Below are 21212 nucleotides of genomic sequence, written 5' to 3'. Positions count from 1 at the left end.
ATTATTTATTCCCCCAACTTAAAATCTTTGTAATAATAATCCTTATCCGCATCTGTTAACTGGCGGATTACCCGACACGGGTTTCCTGCAGCGAAAACATTATCCGGAATATCTCTGGTAACCACACTGCCTGATCCGATGACTACGTTTGAGCCAATGGTAACACCCGGATTAATCACCACGTTTCCACCAATCCAAACGCTGTTGCCAATGCTAACTTCCTGCGCCCATTCATATTCCTGATCGCGTAAATGTGCATGTATCGGATGCCCTGCAGTATAAATGGCTACGTTTGGCGCAATAAAAACACTATTGCCGATGCGTACCTTAGCGCAATCCAGAATCACCAGGTTAAAATTTGCGTAAAAGTTATCGCCGATTTCGATGTTGTAGCCATAATCGCATCTAAATGGCGGTTCTACATAAAACATCCTTTCTGTTTTTCCGAATAACCTTTTTAATAATTCTTTCCGTTGTTTGATAAATTTCGGTGCCAGGTTATTAAATTCAAACACAATTTCACGTGCTTTTAATCTTTCTTTTGATAGTTCTTCGCCGCCAGCCTGATAAGCTTTGCCAGCCAGCATTTTTTCTTTTTCGCTAAGTATGTTCGTATCCATTTTGGTATCTGGTCTTTTTAAATTATGCTAATCTTAAGCATTCAGAAAGCAATAATAACAAAAACGGGGCTATCGTAACCGATGCCCCGCTGTATTTTACTTTTTCAATACTTTTTTATGGTCTGCCTTTGGCTAAAGCTCTTTCAGCAATTTTAACTGCTTTTTTCTCTCTCCAGTGGGCATATTTTTCTTTGAAAGTCATTTTGATTAAACTGTCGATGGCGCCATGGGTAAATAAACTCCAAACGCTCGCCACTTTTCGGGTAATCGATTGATCCCAGGCCCTTAAACTTAACGAGAACGAACCATCCAGATATTTCATCCAGTGCCACATTCCGGTAGGCATAAATAAAGTATCACCATGTTCTAAGAAAACCTCGTAACCTTCTACACCATTCAGTGCCGGGAATTTTTCGAAATCAGGATTGGCCACATCGTAATCTTCTAATGCATAAGTTGCATTTGGTAAGCAATACAACCTGTCTTTCCATTTATTATCGAAAAGAACAATGTGTTTTCTGCCGCCAAAATGCGTATGGAAAATATGTGGTAAATCGATGTCGTAATGTAAAAAGGTTACCGAGTTAGAACCACCAAAAAACATAGCAGGCATACTTTCGATAAAACCACCCATTAAATCTTTAGGGATTTTTACATCATTAATTAAACTAGGTACTTTTTTAAACAGGTTAAAAAAGAATATACGCAGTTCCGTTGGCTCACGTTTAATCAGGTCAAGGTAATCGCCGAACTTCATGTGTGCTGTAGCCGCATTAATCGGTTTTGATGGATCGGCTTTAGAGTTGTCGTAAAGCGGAACTTCAAGCTCACCGCCAATTTCTTTTAAATATTCAGTCGTCCATTTTTCTCTGGCAGGCCAGTCTTTAGTTAGGCCCCTGATTACTAACGGACGTTTAGTTTTCAGATAATTTTTCTTAAAATCTTCGGGAGTGATGCTCTCAACGATATCAACAGGTTTTAAAATGAAACTCATGCGCTTAAAATCGGTTATTTGTGCCGAACAACAAATGTGTAAATTTTATTTTACAAAATTGATGTTAACAGGTAAATGTGACTAAAATCACGTAATCTAAAATTAGTAAATACTTAACAATTTAATAATTACGCCTCAACTTTATTTTGAACAATTTCAGCATAGGCAGCGTCCCACAGGTCGATCCTTTTCTGTAAGGCTTGTTTTGTGGTCTCTTCTGCCTCTGCCCAAAAGGCTTCATCTTTTTCACAAAGCTTCTCTGTCATCGAGAGTGCCAAATGGCTATGGTGATCGCCATCTACTTCGATATGGCGCTCTAAATAGTATTTAAAGATCGAAACTTTATCAGCCTGGGTACTGTTCAGGTCGTTTACCATACTGAAAAACATGTTTGGAATTAAATCCTCGCGGCCAAAAGTAAAACTTGCTGCCTGTAAATGTGTTTTTCCGCTGTTAATGGTATCGAATGTCGCATTAACAAAATCTTTTGCTGTAGCAGGTACCTCAGCAATTTCGAAAGCCTCATTAAAGCTTTTTCCGTTTTTTAGTTCCTGTAAAAAGATATTGATGGGTTTTGTATTGGCACCACATTGCTCCATGGCATCCAGGTAGAGTTCAAAATGGCTCTTAATCGCCCCGTTGGCATCCACATCCGATTCTTCACCTGCAACTATTTCATTAATCAGTTGACGGGTAACCGGATCGCCCACCGGGAACCAAGGTAGGGTAGTGCAGGTTAAATTAATTTGTAAAGCTTTAAGTAGCGACATAAAATCCCACACGGCAAAAATGTGGTGTTCCATAAAAATCCGGAGATCTTCTATTTCACTAATGGCCGAATAAACTTTATGGTTAATAATTTCCTGCCTAAGTGGCTCTATTTTTTCCTGGATTTTTATAATGTTAGGATGCATGTTTGAGTTTTGTGTTGGGAGTTAAGGGTTTGGCGTCCAAACCTCATCATCCTATTTAATCGTTGTCTTTATTCTTTCGCTTATTTTGGCAAATTCTTTTCCAGTGCCCTGCTCGCTCTTTTAATGGCAAGTTCCTCTTTCCATTGCATGTACTTTTCGCGGTAGTTTGCTTTCATAAAGTCGTCAAATTTACGCTGTAAAGTTAAGTTATACAAGCTTTTTGCTTTTACGGCCCAGCTTTTATCCCATGCCCTTAAACTAATTGAAAAAGATCCGTCCAGGTATTTCATCCAGTGCCAGTAACCGGTTGGCATAAATAAGGTATCGCCATGTTCTAAAAACGCTTCAACGCCCTGAACACCTTTTAATGCGGGGAATTTATCAAAATCGGGATTTTCTACATCATAATCCTCCAGGGCATAAGTGGCATATGGAATCTGATATAAACGTTCTTTCCATTTGTAATCGAATAAGATGACATGTTTTCGTCCATTAAAGTGTGTGTGAAAAATGTGCGCTAAATCGATATCATAGTGCAAAAAGGTTACCGAACCTTTACCGCCAAAGAACATATTGGGATAGCTATCTAAAAAACCACCCATCAAATCTTTTGGAGCGATATAATCTTCGAGTAGTTTTGGCGCAAACTTTATGGGATCGAACAAAAAGATGCGCAGATCGGTCGGTGTTTCTTTAATCAGGTCTATATAATCGCCAAATTTCATTTCGGCAGCAGATGCATTTATAGGTTTAGAAGGGTCGGCTTTAGCACTGTCGTAAAGTGGAACAGTTTTATCGCCCACCACCTCTTTCATGTATTCCATCGTCCATTTTTGGTATGCCGGCCACTTTTTGGCCATATTTTTTATAACCAAAGGTTTACGTGGTTTAAGGTAGTTCAGCTCGAAATCTGATTTAGATATGTCTTCAACTACATCTATCGGAGATAAATTGAATTTCATGTTAAAAAACTATTAATACAGCAAAATTAAATAGTTAAAAAACACTAAACATTACAAATGGAAAAACTTGAAAAAAAACTGACAATTCATCAAAAAAAGTCAGAAAGTATATTGGTGATAAATAAAAAACGCCCCTACGTTTAAGAAAGGACGTTAGTTTTATAATCACACGGGACGTGACGTATGTTTTTAATAAGGATATCTTCCAGTGTTGTGTATATATGTACGATGAAAAAATAACGACGGATTTTAAAAGATGATTTTTTATAAAAGCAAAAACGCCCAGACCAAAGCCAGGGCGTTTTATACTGATTAAAAGGATATATCAATTTTACTTCGGCATTAAAACGGTATCCACTACGTGGATCACACCATTTTTTTGATAAACATCTGCAATGGTTACGGTACTCATTCCACCTTTTTCATCTTTTAAAACTAATTTTTTACCTTCCATCCAGGCCCAAAGTTTGCCGCCTTGTACGGTTGTAAGTTCAGCTTTGCCACCACCAGCTTTAATTGCTTTTGCAATGGCTTTGCTGTCCATTTTGCCGGCAACAACATGGTAAGTTAAAATCGTAGTTAAGGTTGCTTTGTTTTCTGGTTTAACCAGATTGTCTACCGTTCCGGCAGGAAGTTTATCAAATGCAGCGTTTGTTGGTGCAAAAACAGTAAACGGACCAGCACTTTTTAAAGTTTCAACTAAACCTGCTGCTTTTACTGCTGCTACCAGTGTGGTATGGTCTTTTGAGTTTACGGCATTATCTACAATGTCTTTAGTCGGGTACATGGCTGCACCGCCAACCATTGGATTTTTTTGAGCGTAAACTTGTGTGGTAAATGCCATGGTAATTACAGCAAATACGGTTAAGATTAAATTTTTCATTATTTCTAATTTTTAAGTTTCTGTTATTTGATTCCATTTACGACGGCTTACAGATACTTGGTTTTTAGAAATAAAATTTATTGTTTAATGGATTGATTATTAAATGATTAATTTTTGTTTTTTGATTTTGAAAAGGTGCTGCAGTGGTTCTTCGGAAATTACATTCCCGCTTTTTGCTACCTTCGATGAAGAATCGAAACCGCTGCCATCCCTTAGGTTTGAGAAAGATTATCAAAGAATTAAATTTGACAAAGGAAACCTTAAAAGCAGAGGTGAACTATGCTGCGATCCAGACTTACGATCTAGAACCTGTAACAGACCTCTGCTTTTTAGTTGAACAAGAACCATATAGAATTTTAGTCTAGCGGACTATTAAGGGATTCAGTTTTATTCAACTTTAGGATTTCCATTTCACTTAACCGTAAAGTTATGAATTATGAACTATTTGTTGGAATAGATATTTCCAAATCAACCATCGATGTTGCTGTTGTTACACAGGCCTGTTTCGACAAGCCCCTTCACCATGTTTTTAAGAACAGCTATGATGGCTTTGGCCTAATGCTGGAATGGCTTTCCATACATGGTATCGCGCCTAAGAAGGTTCTTTTCTGTTGCGAGCATACAGGTATTTATATCTGCCCCATAACCAACTTTATGCATGCAAATGATTTATCTATATGGGTTGAAAACGGGCTGCACATTAAGCGTTCCATTGGACTTAAACGGGGGAAATCTGATAAGGCTGACGCACAGGCAATCGCAAGCTATGCTTTTTCAAATCAGCACAAAGCCCGTCCTTACCTCCTTCCTTCGGCAACAAGCTCAAAACTCAAACACCTGCTGGCACACCGCGAACAGTTGGTAAGACACCAGACCTCTTTTAAATGCACTTGCTCAGAGCTTAAAGGATTTGATAGGGAGAACGCTGGCTATTGCATAGCCGATAGCCAGGAAATGCTTGCCCTTTACGCCGAACGGATAAAAAAGGTAGATATCGAGTTGGCAGCCTTAATAACAGAGGACCAGGAACTAAACGAACAGTTCAGCCTTGTGCAGAGCGTGCATGGGATCGGAAAGCAGACGGCTATGTTTATCCTGATCCATACTGAAGCCTTCGCTGCATTTTCAGACTACAGAAAGTTTGCGAGCTATTGTGGAATAGTCCCATTTCCACATAGCTCGGGGACGAGTATACGAGGGAGAAACCGGGTAAGCAACCTCGCCAATAAAAAACTAAAGGCGTTACTGACCATGTGTGCGCTAAACACGATAAAAAAAGATAACGAATTCAAACGATACTATGATCGAAAAAAAGCTGAGGGAAAAAACGCTATGTGTGTACTGAATGTGATAAAAAATAAGCTACTGAGCAGAGCTTTTGCTGCTGTTAAAAGAGGTACGCCATACCTCCTGGAGCCTGCTGCATAAATCTAAAGTAATGCTTCTCAGAAAAAAAACTTTTTATTTGCATAAACCATAGAATACGGGTTTATTTAACAGGGGGCTCTTGCCAAGACTCACGATTTGACAGATCCACAAGCCATCAGGAAATCGCTGGTCACGCTTAACGCTCACCGCAAAACGCCAGTCTAATTCACCTTCGCTGTTCTTACCTTTTTAGAAAAAATCTTCGGAAAAAAGCGTTTTAATAACACGGCTCTGGTTTCTTTTCCACCAATATAAACCTCTTCTTTTTTGTTGCTAACAGCCAGCACGATTTGTTTGGCACATTCAGCAGGTGTCATGGCATTTTCATGTGCATCGCCCATCATATTAAGTGGGTTGCCATCTCCGGTAAGTGCATTGTAGGTAACGTTTGTTTTGATAAAGCCCGGACAGATAATCGTGATATCGATGTTTTTGTCGTAAACTTCCGATCGGAGCGAATCGAAATAACCATGTAATGCATGTTTTGACGCCGCATAGGTAGAGCGGAATTTCGTGCCGAATTTCCCAACAAGGCTACTGATGATAACCAGTTGTCCGCCACCATTGCTTATCATCGAGGGCAAAACCGCTTTGCTCAAAACAACCGTTCCCCAGAAATTGGTGTCCATAATTTGCTGTTCGGTTTGCAGGTTGGTTTCGAGTGATAAACTCCGCTGACTTACGCCACCGCTGTTGATCAGTAAATCTATTTTTCCAAAAATGCGGATGGCATCGGCCGCTTTGTTTTCGAGTGTAGCCGTTTCGCTCAAATCGAATGGGAGAACATGTACATTAAAAGAGTTTTGGCAGTTTCCTTTTACACGGAACAACTCATCGCGATTTCTCCCTGAGATAATCAGTTTGTTACCCCCTTTAAAATATTCATATACCAGGGCCTCGCCAATACCTGATGATGCGCCTGTAATCCATACAATTTTTGACATAATTTTTTAATTAAATACTGAATGATTGGGTTTTGAATCAGTGAATGTTGTTTTTAAATCCTTCATGCTCTAATTCAATCATTTTCAATTCACTCATTCGTCTCCTACAATAAACAATTCTGAAGCAATATGATCGGCAAATAATTTTCCGTTCTGACTTAAACAAATTTTATCTCCGTCAATCACCAGCCAATCTTTATCCTCAAAATTTTTAAGGTTATGTTTTGTTTCTGCTAAAAAGTCTTTCCCGAAATCGGTATTTATTTTTTGTAAATCAGTTCCCCACATAGTTCTTAACGAAGTCATGATGTATTCGTTAAATCTATCGTTTAAACTCAATTCTTCAACAATTTCAGGGAGCTTGTTGTGGCCTAAGGTTTCCATGTACAAGGCATTATTGGCAGGATTCATATAACGGTTTTGGCCGTTAAAGCCGTGTGCCGATGGGCCGACACCAATGTAATCTATTCCCTTCCAGTAATTGGTGTTATGCACGGCATAATGATCTGGTTTGGCAAAATTCGAAATTTCATAGTGTTCAAATCCGGCATCGACCAGTTTATCCATCAAAATTACAAACTGAGCAGCACTTTGGTTATCGCTTACTGGTGTCTGTTTTTTGTTTTTGATGGCGTGGGCTAAAGCTGTACGGGGTTCTACCGTTAGCGCGTACGCCGAAATATGTGGCACCTCCAGCTCAATTGCTTTCTGGATATTGTTCAGCCATTTTTGGTCTGTAAGCAAAGGATAACCATAAATTAAATCAAGGCTTAGGTTTTCAAAACCGGCATCCTGACTTCTTCTGATACAACCTTCAGCTTCCTTTGCCTGGTGCGCCCTGTTCATCCAGGTCAGATCTTCATCGTAGAAAGATTGAATACCCACGCTAAAGCGGTTAACGGGTAATTGTTTCAGTTCTTTTAATTTTTGCGCGGTTAAATCATCCGGATTGGTTTCGATCGTAATTTCGGCATTTGAATCGACTGAAAAGGTATGATTAATCGTATCGAAAATCTTTTGCAGTGCTTCCTGAGACAGGATAGAAGGTGTTCCTCCGCCCAGATAAATACTTCCAATTTGTCCGCTAATCCGATCTTTTTTCATTTTAATCTCCTTGCAGATCGCATCAACCATTTCGTCAGCATATTTTAGAGAAGTGCTAAAATGAAAATCGCAATAGTGACAGGCCTTTTTACAGAAGGGGATATGGATGTAGATACCGGACATTTAATGATTTCTTATAATAAGGGTATAAAGCACCATAGAATGATGTAGTTAAGTTTTTGTTTTTTTAATTAGTTGTGTTTCTGTTTTTTGGCTAGCTTATTTTGTGCAAATTTTAATTAACCTACTTTTGTTACTGATAAAGCTAATCGTTCATTTTTCAAGTAACAAGAATAACAAATAGTAAGCGTAAGATATAAAGAACTTAAAAATGGTAAACACATGCCTGTCTAGATATTTATCTTAATACCGCAGGCAAAGGTAAGTGCAATTATGAATTTCTAAGCATGTATATAACCCCTGTCAAAATACGCTAAAAAATTGAGGTATATTTGTAAACAAGAAAGCCCCGGATGCGACCGAGGCTTTAAAACTTCACTTAGTTACGCTTTTCCGAAGAAAAGGAGGCTTGACTAAGCATAACATGACAAAGTTAAAAATATTTATAATTAAACCAAAATTTTTTAATGAATTACGCTCAATTAGAATCCTACCTTTCACAACCTAGATTAAATCGTTTTCTTCGAGCTACAGGTAATTCGAAAGTTAAGGCACAAAAATTATACAGGATAAATCTTCGTGTTTGCCAAGCTTTTTATCCCATAATGAATCTGTTTGAAACCTTTCTTAGAAATGCCGTTTATAATACAATTGCAGCACATTTTGCGGATAATGATTGGATAATTAATCAAAAAAGCGGCTTTATGAGCCACCTTTCTCTAGCCCCGTCAAGATATTATCTAAAAGGCCAGGTAGATAAGGGGGAGGTTGAAATTAGAAGAAAAAGAAATGTGGTTACAGCAAGTCGATTAATTGCTGAACAAACATTCGGTTTTTGGACAGCTTTTTTTGATAATCACCATTATATACTTGTCGGCGGTGCCCCACTCAATGCTTTTATACATAAACCTCAGAATATTAATCGTTCTGCGCTTGCTGCAAAGCTTTTGCGAATAAGAACTTTAAGAAACCGTATTTATCATAATGAGCCAATATGTTTTTCGGGGAATACTGTAGAATTTAGTTTGGCACGCAAGGTTTTAGACGATATTCATGATATTCTGGAATGGATAAGCCCCGATTTGAAAAGCTACACTGATTCATTTAATAGTATCGTGGCGAAAATTGATCAGGTAAATAATCTATAAATTTTATTTCCTAAGGACGGTTATGCGTTTAGATACTTAAATTTTAAGCCATATTTATTAATCGAACTCATGTTAAAAAGTAAAGATATAGCTTTACTTTATTGTTGTTTTTGTCAAGTAATAGCTTTACTTATGGTAATGCTTGATTGAAATTACTTCCGCATTTCTTTGCTGCTGTAAGTTTTTATATATCTTTTTCCATCTTTATCTCCATTCCAAACATTTGTAACAGCTGAAATTTTATGCGGTAGCCCTTTCTGTTTAATAATCAGGATTTTTGAGATTCTTCTAAAGGTTTTGTTCCATCGTCTTTTATCTAACTTTTCTGAAGTTGCAGTTGTTATTCCGATTATTGGCGTTTTCTTCTTTGAATTGGACATTATTAAAATTAAATATCGTACTGTTTTTCCATTATTGCTAAAGTTATTAATTAATCAACTTATTTTCTTTAGGTAAACAATGATTATTCAGCTACTTTTGCATCCTTAAGTTTTGATTTACAGCATGCCGAAATTCATTTTCATTTTGTTCGCGTTTTTATGTTCTACCCATTTTGTAGCAGCACAAGAAATTCCTGTTCAAACAGATAGCGTAACGGTAAATCAGTACCAGTATAGAAGGTATCGTCCCGATTCGGCAACACTGGCCAGGCAGAAATTTTCAACGGATTCGCTTGTTCGTCATACCTGGGTGCTGCCAGATAGTTTAATCAATAAAGGGGCACTGCTCGATACCATCGAAAAGGAATATCTTTTCCCTAAACTCGATTTACTGGCCTGGCAGAAGAAATACCAGCACTTAAAGAAAAAGGCAAATCCTTATCAATTGGGTACAAAAATTCCAAAAGGTAATGTTGGTTTGCTTGGATTTATTTTTGGTATGCTCATTATTTTTGCGATTCTAAAAAATGCTTTTTCTAAACAATTATCGGCCATTGTGCAATCGTTTTTTAGTAACCGGATTCTAAACAATATCAATAAAGAAGATAACCTGTTTAGTTCGTGGCCGTTTTTGTTGCTGTTTGTGCAGTTTGGTTTCGTTTTTGGGATGTTCTTTTTTCTGGTTGCCCAGTGGAATGACATGTATCAGGCTAAAGACGGATTTAAGTTTTTCTTTAGTATATCGATTACTATCATTGTTTTTTATGCCCTTAAACTGGTTCTTTTACGCTTTTTGGGTTACCTGTTTAATGTGCAGAAGCCAGTGGGCGAATACATCTCCATTTTGTACCTCAGCTACTTCAATGCATCGCTGCTGTTTATCCCTTTAGTTGTTGCTTTTGCCCTATCACCACTTAAATACGGTGCGGTTTATATCGTGTTGGCATTCTTGCTGTTAGGCATTATTTTTGCTTTTCAACTATTACGGGCAGGTATAACGATACTTTCTAATAATAAGTTTTCTAGAATGCATTTATTTTTGTACTTTTGCGCCCTCGAAATATGTCCTATCCTAATACTAATTAAAACGATAGGACTGTAGCAGGAAAAAGGAAAATGCAAGAAAAGAACGACTCTAGAATCCGCAAAGTAAAAAGTATTTTGGTTACTTTACCAAAACCTGAAACAGAAAAATCTCCTTACTACGATTTGGCCAAAAAACACAACTTAAAAGTTGATTTTAGGTCCTTTATTCACGTTGAAGGTGTACCCGCAAGAGACTTTAGAAAGGATAAAATTAACCTGGCCGATTTTACAGCGGTAATTTTTACCAGCCGTAATGCAGCCGATCATTTTTTCAGAATCTGTGAAGAAATGCGTTATGAAGTGCCGGCAGAATTGAAATATTTCTGTCTTTCTGAGACCATTGCTTTGTATCTACAGAAGTACATTCAATATCGTAAGCGCAAAATCTTTTTTGGTAAACAAACTGCAGCAGATTTAGCAGAGGTACTAAAAAAGCATGCCAACGAGAAGTTTTTATACCCTTGCTCTGATATGGCTACCGAAGACACGATGAAGTTTTTGGAAAAAAGCGGGTATAATTTTACCCCTGCTGTTTTGTTTAAAACAGTGGTGAGCGATTTATCTGATTTAGCCGAAGTGTTCTACGATGTTATTGCGTTTTTTAGTCCCTCAAGTATTCAGTCCTTGTTTAAAAATTTCCCCGATTTTAAACAGAATAATACCCGGATTGCCGCTTTTGGAACCAACACAAGTAAGGCTTGTACCGATATGGATCTGATCGTGGATATTGCTGCGCCAACCCCGGGCGTTCCATCTATGACGATGGCTATTGAAAATTACATCAAAATATCTAATAAATAATACGATTAATAATTTATTTTAAGTCAATACAATAAATGCGTAACTTTACTGTTAATAAGAGAGTTACGCATTTTATTGCACAAAATATAAGGTTGTTGGAAAAAAGTTAATCTAACTTTAATTGCCTTTGAGTGATGATTTAACGTAAAATATTTGCTTTTGTTGATAATTTCAGTGATTTTTGATAAAATTGCTCCTAATCGTGCTGTGCACACTATAAAAAATATGAAGAAAATCTACCTTCTAGCTATTGTAGGTATAACTGTAATGCTAGCAAGCTGTGGTCATGGCGGCCAAGGCGAGCTGGTTGGTGCTTATAACCGAAAATTCAAAAACGATAGAATCCCACTAGGAATGGTTTACGTGCCACCAGGGCATACGCCTCTGGGAGGTTCGGATGAAGATATCACTTTCTCTCAGAATGGGCCAAGTAAAATGGTAACCATTAGTGCGTTCTTTATGGACCAAACGGAGATTTCCAATGCAGAATATCGCCAGTTTACCAATTGGGTACGCGATTCGATTGCGATTGCGATGATGGGTAACCCTCAACAATTTATGATTACCCCGAGAGGAAATGCCGCAGCTGCTGTTGGTGGGGAGAAATACATCGACTGGAAAAAAGTTGGGCCAAACGGAGCCAACATTTGGCGTAATAAAGGTAGAGGCGCAGCCGCTGCTCAGGTGAGCCAGTTAGATGGGATGTATTATTCAGGTTTAGATGCGCTTCCGGGAAAAAAGGAATTAGATGTTCGTAAATTCGAATATTCTTATGCCGAATTAAATATGGAGAAAGCCGCTATCGGACATAAAGATCCAAACAGCAAACGCCAGGATTATATCGATCGTTATACCGTTGCCATTTATCCAGATACAATGGTTTGGAAAACAGATTATTCTTATTCACAAAACGATCCGATGGTGCGGGGTTATTACAACCACCCTTCATATGATGATTATCCTGTGGTTGGTGTAAGCTGGGAACAGGCAAAAGCATTCTCTCACTGGAGAACCAGGTTATATGATGGCGTTGCTACAGCAAGAAAATTACCTGTAGGATCTAGATCAGATTACAGATTACCAGCTGAAACTGAATTTGAATATGCAGCAAGAGGTGGTAATACCAAAACCAAATACCCTTGGGGCGGTCCTTATATCAGAAATACAAAGGGATGCTTACAAGCTAACTTTAAACCAGGCCGTGGCGATTATTCGAGCGATGGTGGTATTTATACGGTAGGTGTTAGGTCGTATTTCCCTAATGATTATGGTTTGTACAACATGGCAGGTAATGTTTCTGAATGGACATTAACCGCTTACAATAAAGGTGCAAGCCCGTTATTACACGATTTGAACCCGAATTTTACTTATGATGCCGGCGCAACCGACAGTAAATACAAAAAACGTAAAGTTGTAAAAGGCGGTTCGTGGAAAGACACCGGTTATTTTCTACAAAACGCTGTAGCAACATACGAATATCAGGATACACAAAGATCATATATTGGTTTCAGATGCGTTTCATCTTACCCTGGTACCGACTTAAGACATTAAACCAAACAAACTAAAAACTAAAGAAAAACATCAAAATTTTATGGCAGCAAAGAAACAACCAGGCTGGTTACACGTAGCGATTTCATGGGGAGCAAGTATTGTAATTATCGGAGCGTTATTTAAAATTCTACACATTGGTGGAATTTTGGGTAACTACATGATCGGTCTTGGTCTTGGTGTAGAAGCATTTTTATTCTTTTTAACAGGATTTTTCCCGCCAGAGCCAGAACCAGCTTGGGAAAGAGTTTACCCTGAATTAAAAGCAGATTTTAAAGGCGAGTTACCAACTGCATCAGCCAGACCAGTGGCAGCAACTGCATCGAATACAGCAGCTTTAGATAAAATGTTATCAGATGCTAAAATCGGTCCTGAATTGATTGAAAGCTTAGGATCTGGTTTACGTACTTTTGGTGATAAAGTGGCAACGATTTCTAATGTTGCAGATGCATCTACCGCAACCAACGAATTTACTGGCAAAATTAAAACAGCTTCAGCTGGTTTTGATAACTTAAGTGCATCTTTTGATAAAGCTACAGCTAATTTGAAAGCAATGGGCGAGAGCAGTGTAGATTCTCAGGCTTACCATGATCAGGTGAACAATTTAGCTAAGAATTTATCAGCTTTAAATGCAGTATATGAATTAGAATTGCAAGATTCAAGCGCGCATCTAAAATCGATGAATAAGTTCTATTCAAACTTATCATTAACCATGCAAAACTTTAACGAATCGATGGAAGATTCGAAACAGTTTAAAGAAGAGGTGAATAAGTTGGCTAAAAACCTATCATCGCTTAATGCAATTTATGGCAATATGTTATCGGCTATGAACGGCCCACGTGTATAATTTGTTTAGTTTTTAATTTTTAAAGGAAAAGCTACATCAAACATGGCAGGCGGAAAAGAAACAACAAGGCAGCGGATGATCAATATCATGTATTTGGTATTGTTGGCTATGCTCGCCTTAAACGTATCAGATACCATTTTAGATGCATTCAAAAATATCAACGATAGTTTGGATACCTCTAAAAACAATGTAAATACAAGTATTAATCAGTTATTTTCTGCCTTCGAAAATTCGAAGTTGAAAGAAGAGCCAGCCCGTGCCCAGCCAATTTACGATAAGGCAAAACAGGCGCAGAAGGCAGCTGATGACTTAAATAATTATATTGAAAGCATTAAAAAAGAATTTACCCAGGCAGGTGATGGAATAGATCCGGAAACCGAGGATTTGGTAAATAGATCAAATCAGGATATTGCACAGAATATCATGATCAATCAAAAGAAAGCGGATGAGTTGAAAAAGAGAATTAACGCCACGCGCGAAAAATTAATCTCTTTATTAGATCCGGCTGATAGGGCAAACGTATCATTCTCTCTTGAAGCTAAAGATCCGGCAAGAAAAAGAAAAGGAAACTGGCAGGAAACTTATTTTGGTGAGGGAACGCCTTTAACTGCTGCAATGACTATTTTAACCAAACTGCAAACTGATACTAAAAATGCTGAAGCAGAGGTGGTTAAAAAATTATTCGGAAATATGGATAAAGCACAGGTTAATTTGGATCAGTTTGCGGCAGTTGCAGTAGCACCTACTTCTTATGTAATTCAAGGACAACCTTATACTGCTGAAGTATTTTTAACCGCTAGTGATTCGAGATCTACTCCTGATATTACCGTTAACGGAAGTAAATTATCGGTTAAAGATGGTAAGGGAACTTATAGCGGTGGTACCAGCAGTGTTGGTCAGTTTACCTGGGTAGGTACGGTTCGTGTTCGCCAAACCGATGGTCAGGTAAAGGAATACAAAACCCAACCACAAACTTATCAGGTAGCGAAACCATCTGCATCGGTTTCTTCAACAAAACTGAATGTAATTTATGCCGGTATTCCGAATCCATTTACGGTATCGGCAGCAGGTTTTCCATTAGAAAGTATTCGTGCTTCCATTTCTGGCGGTTCAATGTCTGGTAGCAACGGGAACTACAATGTTAAAGTTCCGGGAAGCCTGGTTGGACAAGATGTTTCTATCAATGTATCAGCAAACAATGCCGGTAAAACCGTTAGCTTAGGCTCACAAAAATTCAGGGTTAAAGGGATTCCTACTCCGGTAGCTAAAGTTGGTGGCCGCGCTGGAGGCGATGTAGCTTCAGTACAATTAAAAAGTGAAACTGAAATTGAGGCAGATCTTGACGATTTTCCTTTCGATGTGAAGTTTAAGATACAACGTTATAAGTTAACAATTATCAAACCGCGTTCTGATGCTGTTACCATTCCAGGTAGCGGTGGAAGTTTCGCAGGTGCGGTTAAAGGTGCAATAAACTCGATTACACCAGGTACAAGAGTGTTTTTTGAAGATATTGTTTCGATAGGCCCAGATGGCCGTCAGAAAATTTTGCCTTCATTAGCGTTTAGCGTAAAATAAAAAGAAGATGAAAAGGATTTTAAGTATTGCTATTTTAGTGTTGTTAACCACGTTTGCTTTTGCACAAAAAAAGCCTACCAGGTTAGCACCGAAGAAAGCTGCACCAGTAGTTGCCGCACCTCCTGTGGCAGACACGGTGAAAGCTCCAGTTAAAACAGCTAAAAAGAAACTTAAGGTACCACCTAAAGATGGTTTTTATGCCCGTAAGGACATTGACAGTACTGAAATGGTTCCTTTGGCAGATGTGAGAGAAGAGGATGTTTTTTATGCAAAACGGATCTGGAGAGAAATCGATTTACGTGATACGGTTAACTCGGCCTTAAAATCGCCTAAATCTCGCCTGATTGATGTATTAATTGCCGCAATTAAGAAAGATGAACTAACAGCATACTCGCCAATTGACAGTGCGTTGAACGAAGATGATGCGTTTCTTAATCCAATGTCGGCAGATTCTGCAGCCAAATCGGCTTTAGGAACAGCAGAGGTTTCGAACAATAAAACCGGAACGGTTACTACGGTAGTTAATGATTTTAACCCGGAGTTATTCTTAAAATTCAGAATTAAAGAAGACTGGATTTTTGATACCAAACGTTCTGTTTTCGAACCGCGTATTGTAGGTATAGCACCATTAAAATACAATGAGGTTTCTAAACAATGGCAACCGGTATTTTGGGTGTACTATCCGGAGGCGAGGGAGATTTTAACGAAGAAACGTTTGATCAATACCAATAACGATGCTTCTTCATTGAGTTTCGATGATTTCTTTATCCGCCGCTTATTCAGCAGCTACATTGTAAAAGAGTCAAATCCTGGCGACAATAAGATCAGAGATATTATTACCGATCCCCGAGAAAGGTTGTACGAATCAGAAAGGATTAAAAAATCTGTTCTTGATTACGAACAAGGCCTTTGGGAATACTAAATATTACGAAAAAGCTCCGATGAAAGTCGGAGCTTTTTTTGTTTATATCGTTTCGACTATATGATAGAAATTGAGATTGCTTTTCAAAAAGAATGAGGATTAAAAGCGTTATTCCTGATTAAAATAAGCCTGAAGGGTGATGACCTGCTTTTTGTTCAGTATTTCGGCCAGCTCTTTCTCGGTAGCTTCTTTGATTTTTTTAACCGATTTAAAATGGGTGAGCAATTTATCCGCAGTAGTTTTACCGATACCTTCAATCTGTTCGAGTTCTGTTTTAAGTGTCCCCTGATCCCGTTTCTTGCGGTGGAAGGTAATCCCAAAGCGGTGGGCCTCATCACGGAGCTGTTGGATCACTTTTAAGGTTTCTGATTTTTTATCAAGATACAATGGATAGGAATCGCCAGGATAGAACAGTTCTTCCAAACGTTTGGCAATACCAATTACGGTAACTTTGTTTTCTATACCCAATAACTTTAAACTCTTCACGGCCGACGAAAGCTGCCCTTTACCGCCATCAATGATGATGAGCTGAGGCAAAGTCTGGTTTTCATCTAACATTCTCCTGTAGCGACGGAAAACAGCTTCTTCCATAGTCGCGAAATCGTTAGGACCCTCTACCGTTTTCACATTAAAATGGCGGTAGTCTTTCTTTGATGGTTTTGCATCTTTAAAAACAACGATCGCCGAAACCGGATATTTTCCCTGAAAGTTGGAGTTATCAAAGCATTCTATATGTTTTGGAAGCTGCGTTAAGCGCAGATCTTTCTGCATGGTCGTTAAAATACGATCGGTGCGTAAATCGGGGTTTAACTTTTCGTATTGATTGAGTTTCTCTTTTTTGAAAAACAATACATTCTTCTGCGAAAGTTCTAAGAGTTTTTTCTTTTCGCCCAGTTTAGGAACGGTAAATTTTAAACTTTCATCTTCTAACGAAGGCTCAAAAGGAACAATAATTTCTTTAGAGGTACTTTTGAATTTCGTTCTGAACTCTAACATGGCCAGGGTTAAAATCTCATCATCACTTTCGTCGAGCTGTTTTTTAACCTCGATGGTCTGCGTCTGAATAATCGTTCCGTTCATCACCTTCAGGTAGTTCACAAAAGCATAACGTTCATCTGATGCAATACTGACTACATCTACATTGGTGATGGCGCTATTTACCACGGTTGATTTGCTCTGGTATTTCTCCAGTACTTCTAATCTCCTTGCATACTGATGCGCCAGTTCGAAGTTCAGGTTTTCTGAAGCTGATTTGATGATTCCTTTAACGTCACGGATAACATTTCCGATTTTGCCATTCAGGATTTCTTTGATCTCCCCTATGTTTTTATCGTAGTCGGTTTCGGTCTGGTAGTTTTGACAAGGGCCCTTACAATTGCCGATTTGATACTCCAAACAAACTTTAAATTTTCCTTCAGCGATATTTTTCTCTGTTAAGGGCAAAGTGCAGGTACGTAACGGATACGTTTCCTTAATCAGATCCAAAATAGTATGCATCATACCTATCGAGCCATAAGGGCCAAAATAGGTAGAGCCATCTTTAATCACTTTCCTTGTCCAGTAGATTCGGGGATAATTCTCGTTTTTAACAATAATCCATGGATAAGTTTTATCATCCTTTAGGTTGATGTTAAATTTTGGCTGATGTTTTTTAATTAAGCTGTTTTCAAGTAACCAGGCATCAATCTCCGTATCAACAATAGTGAAAGTAATTTTACGTATTTTGGATACCAGTACCCTTGTTTTGCCATTAAACTGGTTTCTGTCACTATTAAAATAAGAGCCCACACGGTTGCGCAGGTCTTTAGCCTTTCCAATATACATCAGCTTTCCATCAGCATCCCAATATTGGTAAACACCGGGTTTATGCGGAATTGCGGTTAATGCTGTTTTATGGTCGAAACTGCTCATGGGAAATTAAAGGAGCAAAAATTAGGTAATTTTTAATAAAGAATAATGTTAGGCATAAAATCGAAATCTTTTTTGTTATAAGTAAACAATTCAATTTTATTTACAATAGCTGTTGCCCCAATGATTGCATCTGGTATTTGAAGATGATGACTTAGTTTGAAGTTTTCGATAAGTTCTACGGATTTCTGAGATATATAGTTGTCAAAATGGATAATATCGTAATACTTGATCTTTTTCTTCATCTGCGCTAGCTCTACTTTATTTCCCATGCCCTGCAAAAGTTCCATGGTCGTAATTGATGAGAGCAGAATGTTTTTGAAACCTATTTCTTCCAATATTTCGATGGTTGAGGTATTACCATTGAAAGCATGTATTAAAATATTAGTGTCACACAAAATCATAATTATTTTTTACGATCCCATGCTTTATCCCTTATATCTTCTAAATTTCTTGGTGAGTCCTTCCATATACCAAAAAGTTCTTTAGGATTAAGTGCTTTATCCCCTTTTAATATATTGGGCTTACTATCCTGCTGTGAAGAAATTATTTTAATATTTTCTAATTTCATAGTCTGAAATAAAGAAAGGAGTTTTTCCATCTCATCAAAATTTGATATTTCTAGTGTAACTCTCATATATTTCAATTTTCTATTACAAATTTAATATTTATCTCGAATAGTTTACCTGAAAACTTTTGGAATGACTATAGTACCTAGAATCCCAACTTCTCATCCAATTCGGTTGCGCCTTCTTCCTGTTGCTGGTATTGATTGCAATCGTAGGTGATGGAAACACCTGATTTTGGTGCCTCAAAATCAGCATGACTAATTTTTAAAGCAGGATTGGCGTATACTCTTTTGATAAAACCTGCAAAAATTGGTAGCGCGGTATTGGCACCTTCACCCTGATTGGTACTGATAAAGTGGAATGCCCTATCTTCGCAGCCCGTCCAGATGCCAGTTACCAATTGAGGGGTAATGGCCATAAACCAGCCGTCAGAGTTATTCTGCGTCGTTCCTGTTTTGGCACCTACTGGTGCATTTACATGGTATTTATAATTTAATCTCGAACCGGTTCCGTTGGTGACTACACCTTTAAGCATTCTGGTCATTATATAGGCAACTTCCTCGCTCATAATCGGCTTTGGTATCTCCTTTTGAGAAAACAATACCACCCCGTTTTTATCTTCAATTCTTAATAAATAAATGGGTTTGGTATAGGTTCCCTTGTTTGCAAAAGCACCATATGCGCCAACCATATTATAAATCGACGAATCGAATGTTCCCAAACAAATGGATGGAAACGCCGGAACGTTAGGAATTCCCATTTTGGTCGCTAAGGTAGATACCGCAACCGGACCAACCTGTTTCATTAAATAAGCGGTAACAAAGTTTTGTGAGTAGGCCAATGCCTTCTGTAAAGTGATATTACCAGGTAAAGGTTTGCCTGAGTTTCTTGGCGTCCATGGTTCTCCATAGCCATCAATCGTTACTGGCACGTTGGGTACGGTGTAACATGGCGAATATCCATTTTCAATAGCTACGGCGTAAGTAAATGGTTTTGCAGTTGAGCCCACTTGTCTGGTGCCCATTTTAACCTGATCGTATTTAAAATGCTCATAGTTAATCCCGCCAACCCATGCTTTTACATGGCCATTGGTTGGATCCATCGTCATCATCGCATTGCGCAACAACATTTTATAATAACGCACAGAGTCGATCGGTTTCATTACCGTATCAATATTACCTTTCCAGGTAAAAATGGTCATTTCTGTTTTGGTGTTAAAATCGTCTTTAATTTCATCGTCCGATTTACCTTCCAGTTTTAACGATTTGTAACGATCAGAGCGTTTAATACCCTGTTCAATCTGTAAAGCTTTATCTTTAAAAGGGTTTCTGCCTTTCCAGCTGGCGATAAACTGCGCCTGTAGAATCTTCATATATTCTTTTTGCGCTTCTTCGGCGTATACCTGCATATCATAATTCAATGTGGTATAAATTTTCAAACCATCGCGATCTAAATCGTAAGGTGTGCCATCAGGTTTGGTAATCGACTGCTCCTGAAAAATGGTTTTGATATCATTCTTCAATACAGAACGGAAGTAAGGTGCAATACCATCGTTAACGGTTGCGGCATTAAAATGCAGGTTTAAAGGTTTCTCTTTTTGCTCATCGAATTCCTGTTGGGTTAAGAGCTCAGATTTAACCATCATCGCCATTACGGTATTTCTACGGTCTCTCGAGCGCTCAGGATGACGTGTTGGCGAATACATGGTAATCCCTTTTTGCATGCCCACTAAAGTTGCTGCCTGTGTTAAGGTTAATTTATCGGGCGTGGTATTGAAATAAACCCTTGCGGCCGATTTAATGCCATAAGCCTGGTTACCAAAATCGACTGTATTTAAATACATGGTAATAATTTCTTCTTTGGTATAGTTCCGTTCTAATTTAACGGCAACTATCCACTCTTTAAACTTGGTTAATACCAGGGAGAAAAAATTCAGGTTCGATTCTCTTGGGAAAAGGTTTTTAGCCAATTGCTGTGTAATGGTACTCGCACCTTGTTTTTTGCCAATTAAATTGTAACCGATGATGGTAAAAGTACGTTTAAAATCGATGCCCGAGTGTTCTTTAAAACGGGTATCTTCTGTTGCGATTAATCCATTAATTACATTTTCAGAAATTTCCTTATAAGTCACATTCGATCTGTTCTGAACAAAATAAGTACCTAAGGGACGACCATCCTCAGCAATAATTTCTGAAGCCTGATTACTTTTAGGGTGTTCGATATCTCTGAAGGAAGGTAATGCACCAAAAAGCCCCAAACCGATCATCGAAATGAAAATCGCAAACAGGGCAATTCCCCCGATTAATATTTTCCAGATGATTAAACTATATCTTTTTGTTTCTTGTGCAGAAAGGGACTTATTCATTTTGTATTGTTATTTTCCATTAATCTCCAGAATAGAAGATTTTGGATGCAAATTTATTAATTTTTTATAGAACAGGTTTTTCACCACCGGCTCA

At 38.2% G+C, this 21212-nt stretch carries 21 protein-coding genes; 9 read left to right on the top strand and 12 right to left on the bottom strand.

Features of this window, described 5'->3' with window-relative positions:
* Nucleotides 1-5 precede the first annotated feature (5 nt).
* From CA265_18195 to CA265_18175, 5 genes are all read right to left on the bottom strand, one after another.
* Entirely contained in the window at nucleotides 6-608 is a 603-nt protein-coding gene (locus CA265_18195; protein ARS43050.1) for a maltose O-acetyltransferase, read from the bottom strand.
* Between the two features lie 127 nt (nucleotides 609-735).
* On the bottom strand, nucleotides 736-1614 hold the full coding sequence (locus CA265_18190) for a cupin (protein ARS41478.1): 879 nt from the start codon (nucleotides 1612-1614) through the stop codon (nucleotides 736-738).
* A 128-nt stretch (nucleotides 1615-1742) separates the two neighbouring features.
* Nucleotides 1743-2528, bottom strand: coding sequence for a heme oxygenase (locus tag CA265_18185; protein ID ARS41477.1), 786 nt, complete (start codon nucleotides 2526-2528; stop codon nucleotides 1743-1745).
* Nucleotides 2529-2608: 80 nt separating this feature from the next.
* Nucleotides 2609-3490, bottom strand: coding sequence for a cupin (locus tag CA265_18180; protein ARS41476.1), 882 nt, complete (start codon nucleotides 3488-3490; stop codon nucleotides 2609-2611).
* Between the two features lie 331 nt (nucleotides 3491-3821).
* Complete coding sequence (locus CA265_18175) at nucleotides 3822-4373, bottom strand: fasciclin (GenBank protein ARS41475.1); 552 nt, start codon at nucleotides 4371-4373, stop codon at nucleotides 3822-3824.
* Between the two features lie 103 nt (nucleotides 4374-4476).
* On the opposite strand from CA265_18175, the gene CA265_18170 reads away from it, so the two are divergent.
* Both CA265_18170 and CA265_18165 read left to right on the top strand, forming a co-directional pair.
* Entirely contained in the window at nucleotides 4477-4710 is a 234-nt protein-coding gene (locus CA265_18170) for a hypothetical protein (protein ARS41474.1), read from the top strand.
* A 92-nt stretch (nucleotides 4711-4802) separates the two neighbouring features.
* Complete coding sequence (locus tag CA265_18165) at nucleotides 4803-5801, top strand: hypothetical protein (GenBank protein ARS41473.1); 999 nt, start codon at nucleotides 4803-4805, stop codon at nucleotides 5799-5801.
* Nucleotides 5802-5962: 161 nt separating this feature from the next.
* Here the strand turns inward: CA265_18165 and CA265_18160 are convergent, their stop codons facing one another.
* Together CA265_18160 and CA265_18155 are read right to left on the bottom strand one after the other, a co-directional pair.
* Nucleotides 5963-6745, bottom strand: coding sequence for a short chain dehydrogenase (locus CA265_18160; GenBank protein ID ARS41472.1), 783 nt, complete (start codon nucleotides 6743-6745; stop codon nucleotides 5963-5965).
* A 93-nt stretch (nucleotides 6746-6838) separates the two neighbouring features.
* Nucleotides 6839-7972, bottom strand: coding sequence for a coproporphyrinogen III oxidase (locus tag CA265_18155; GenBank protein ID ARS41471.1), 1134 nt, complete (start codon nucleotides 7970-7972; stop codon nucleotides 6839-6841).
* A gap of 464 nt (nucleotides 7973-8436) precedes the next feature.
* On the opposite strand from CA265_18155, the gene CA265_18150 reads away from it, so the two are divergent.
* Nucleotides 8437-9117, top strand: a complete 681-nt coding sequence (locus tag CA265_18150) for a hypothetical protein (GenBank protein ID ARS41470.1) — start codon at nucleotides 8437-8439, stop codon at nucleotides 9115-9117.
* A 152-nt stretch (nucleotides 9118-9269) separates the two neighbouring features.
* Here the strand turns inward: CA265_18150 and CA265_18145 are convergent, their stop codons facing one another.
* Nucleotides 9270-9497 (bottom strand): hypothetical protein, encoded by a 228-nt coding sequence (locus tag CA265_18145; protein ARS41469.1) that lies wholly within the window; start codon nucleotides 9495-9497, stop codon nucleotides 9270-9272.
* 124 nt (nucleotides 9498-9621) lie between these two features.
* On the opposite strand from CA265_18145, the gene CA265_18140 reads away from it, so the two are divergent.
* From CA265_18140 to CA265_18115, 6 genes are all read left to right on the top strand, one after another.
* On the top strand, nucleotides 9622-10599 hold the full coding sequence (locus tag CA265_18140; protein ID ARS41468.1) for a DUF4271 domain-containing protein: 978 nt from the start codon (nucleotides 9622-9624) through the stop codon (nucleotides 10597-10599).
* A gap of 14 nt (nucleotides 10600-10613) precedes the next feature.
* On the top strand, nucleotides 10614-11384 hold the full coding sequence (locus CA265_18135) for a uroporphyrinogen-III synthase (GenBank protein ID ARS41467.1): 771 nt from the start codon (nucleotides 10614-10616) through the stop codon (nucleotides 11382-11384).
* A gap of 225 nt (nucleotides 11385-11609) precedes the next feature.
* Complete coding sequence (locus tag CA265_18130) at nucleotides 11610-12935, top strand: gliding motility-associated lipoprotein (protein ID ARS43049.1); 1326 nt, start codon at nucleotides 11610-11612, stop codon at nucleotides 12933-12935.
* A 40-nt stretch (nucleotides 12936-12975) separates the two neighbouring features.
* Entirely contained in the window at nucleotides 12976-13779 is an 804-nt protein-coding gene (locus tag CA265_18125) for a gliding motility protein GldL (GenBank protein ID ARS41466.1), read from the top strand.
* Nucleotides 13780-13821: 42 nt separating this feature from the next.
* Entirely contained in the window at nucleotides 13822-15354 is a 1533-nt protein-coding gene (locus tag CA265_18120; protein ID ARS41465.1) for a gliding motility protein GldM, read from the top strand.
* A 7-nt stretch (nucleotides 15355-15361) separates the two neighbouring features.
* Entirely contained in the window at nucleotides 15362-16276 is a 915-nt protein-coding gene (locus CA265_18115) for a gliding motility protein GldN (protein ID ARS41464.1), read from the top strand.
* A 108-nt stretch (nucleotides 16277-16384) separates the two neighbouring features.
* Here CA265_18115 and CA265_18110 read toward each other — a convergent pair whose 3' ends face one another.
* The 4 genes from CA265_18110 to CA265_18095 form a co-directional block, all read right to left on the bottom strand.
* A complete protein-coding gene (locus tag CA265_18110; protein ID ARS41463.1) occupies nucleotides 16385-18187 on the bottom strand; it encodes an excinuclease ABC subunit C in 1803 nt (600 codons plus the stop codon).
* A 32-nt stretch (nucleotides 18188-18219) separates the two neighbouring features.
* On the bottom strand, nucleotides 18220-18588 hold the full coding sequence (locus CA265_18105) for a hypothetical protein (protein ARS41462.1): 369 nt from the start codon (nucleotides 18586-18588) through the stop codon (nucleotides 18220-18222).
* 2 nt (nucleotides 18589-18590) lie between these two features.
* Nucleotides 18591-18821 carry a hypothetical protein gene (locus CA265_18100; protein ARS41461.1) on the bottom strand — a complete coding sequence of 77 codons (231 nt, stop codon included), beginning with the start codon at nucleotides 18819-18821 and terminating at the stop codon, nucleotides 18591-18593.
* Nucleotides 18822-18898: 77 nt separating this feature from the next.
* Nucleotides 18899-21118 carry a peptidase gene (locus CA265_18095; protein ARS41460.1) on the bottom strand — a complete coding sequence of 740 codons (2220 nt, stop codon included), beginning with the start codon at nucleotides 21116-21118 and terminating at the stop codon, nucleotides 18899-18901.
* Nucleotides 21119-21212: the final 94 nt, after the last annotated feature.

The organism is Sphingobacteriaceae bacterium GW460-11-11-14-LB5 (assembly GCA_002151545.1).
In the GTDB taxonomy this organism is placed as follows: Bacteria; Bacteroidota; Bacteroidia; order Sphingobacteriales; family Sphingobacteriaceae; genus Pedobacter.
This window is presented reverse-complemented; position numbering and strand designations above follow the sequence as displayed.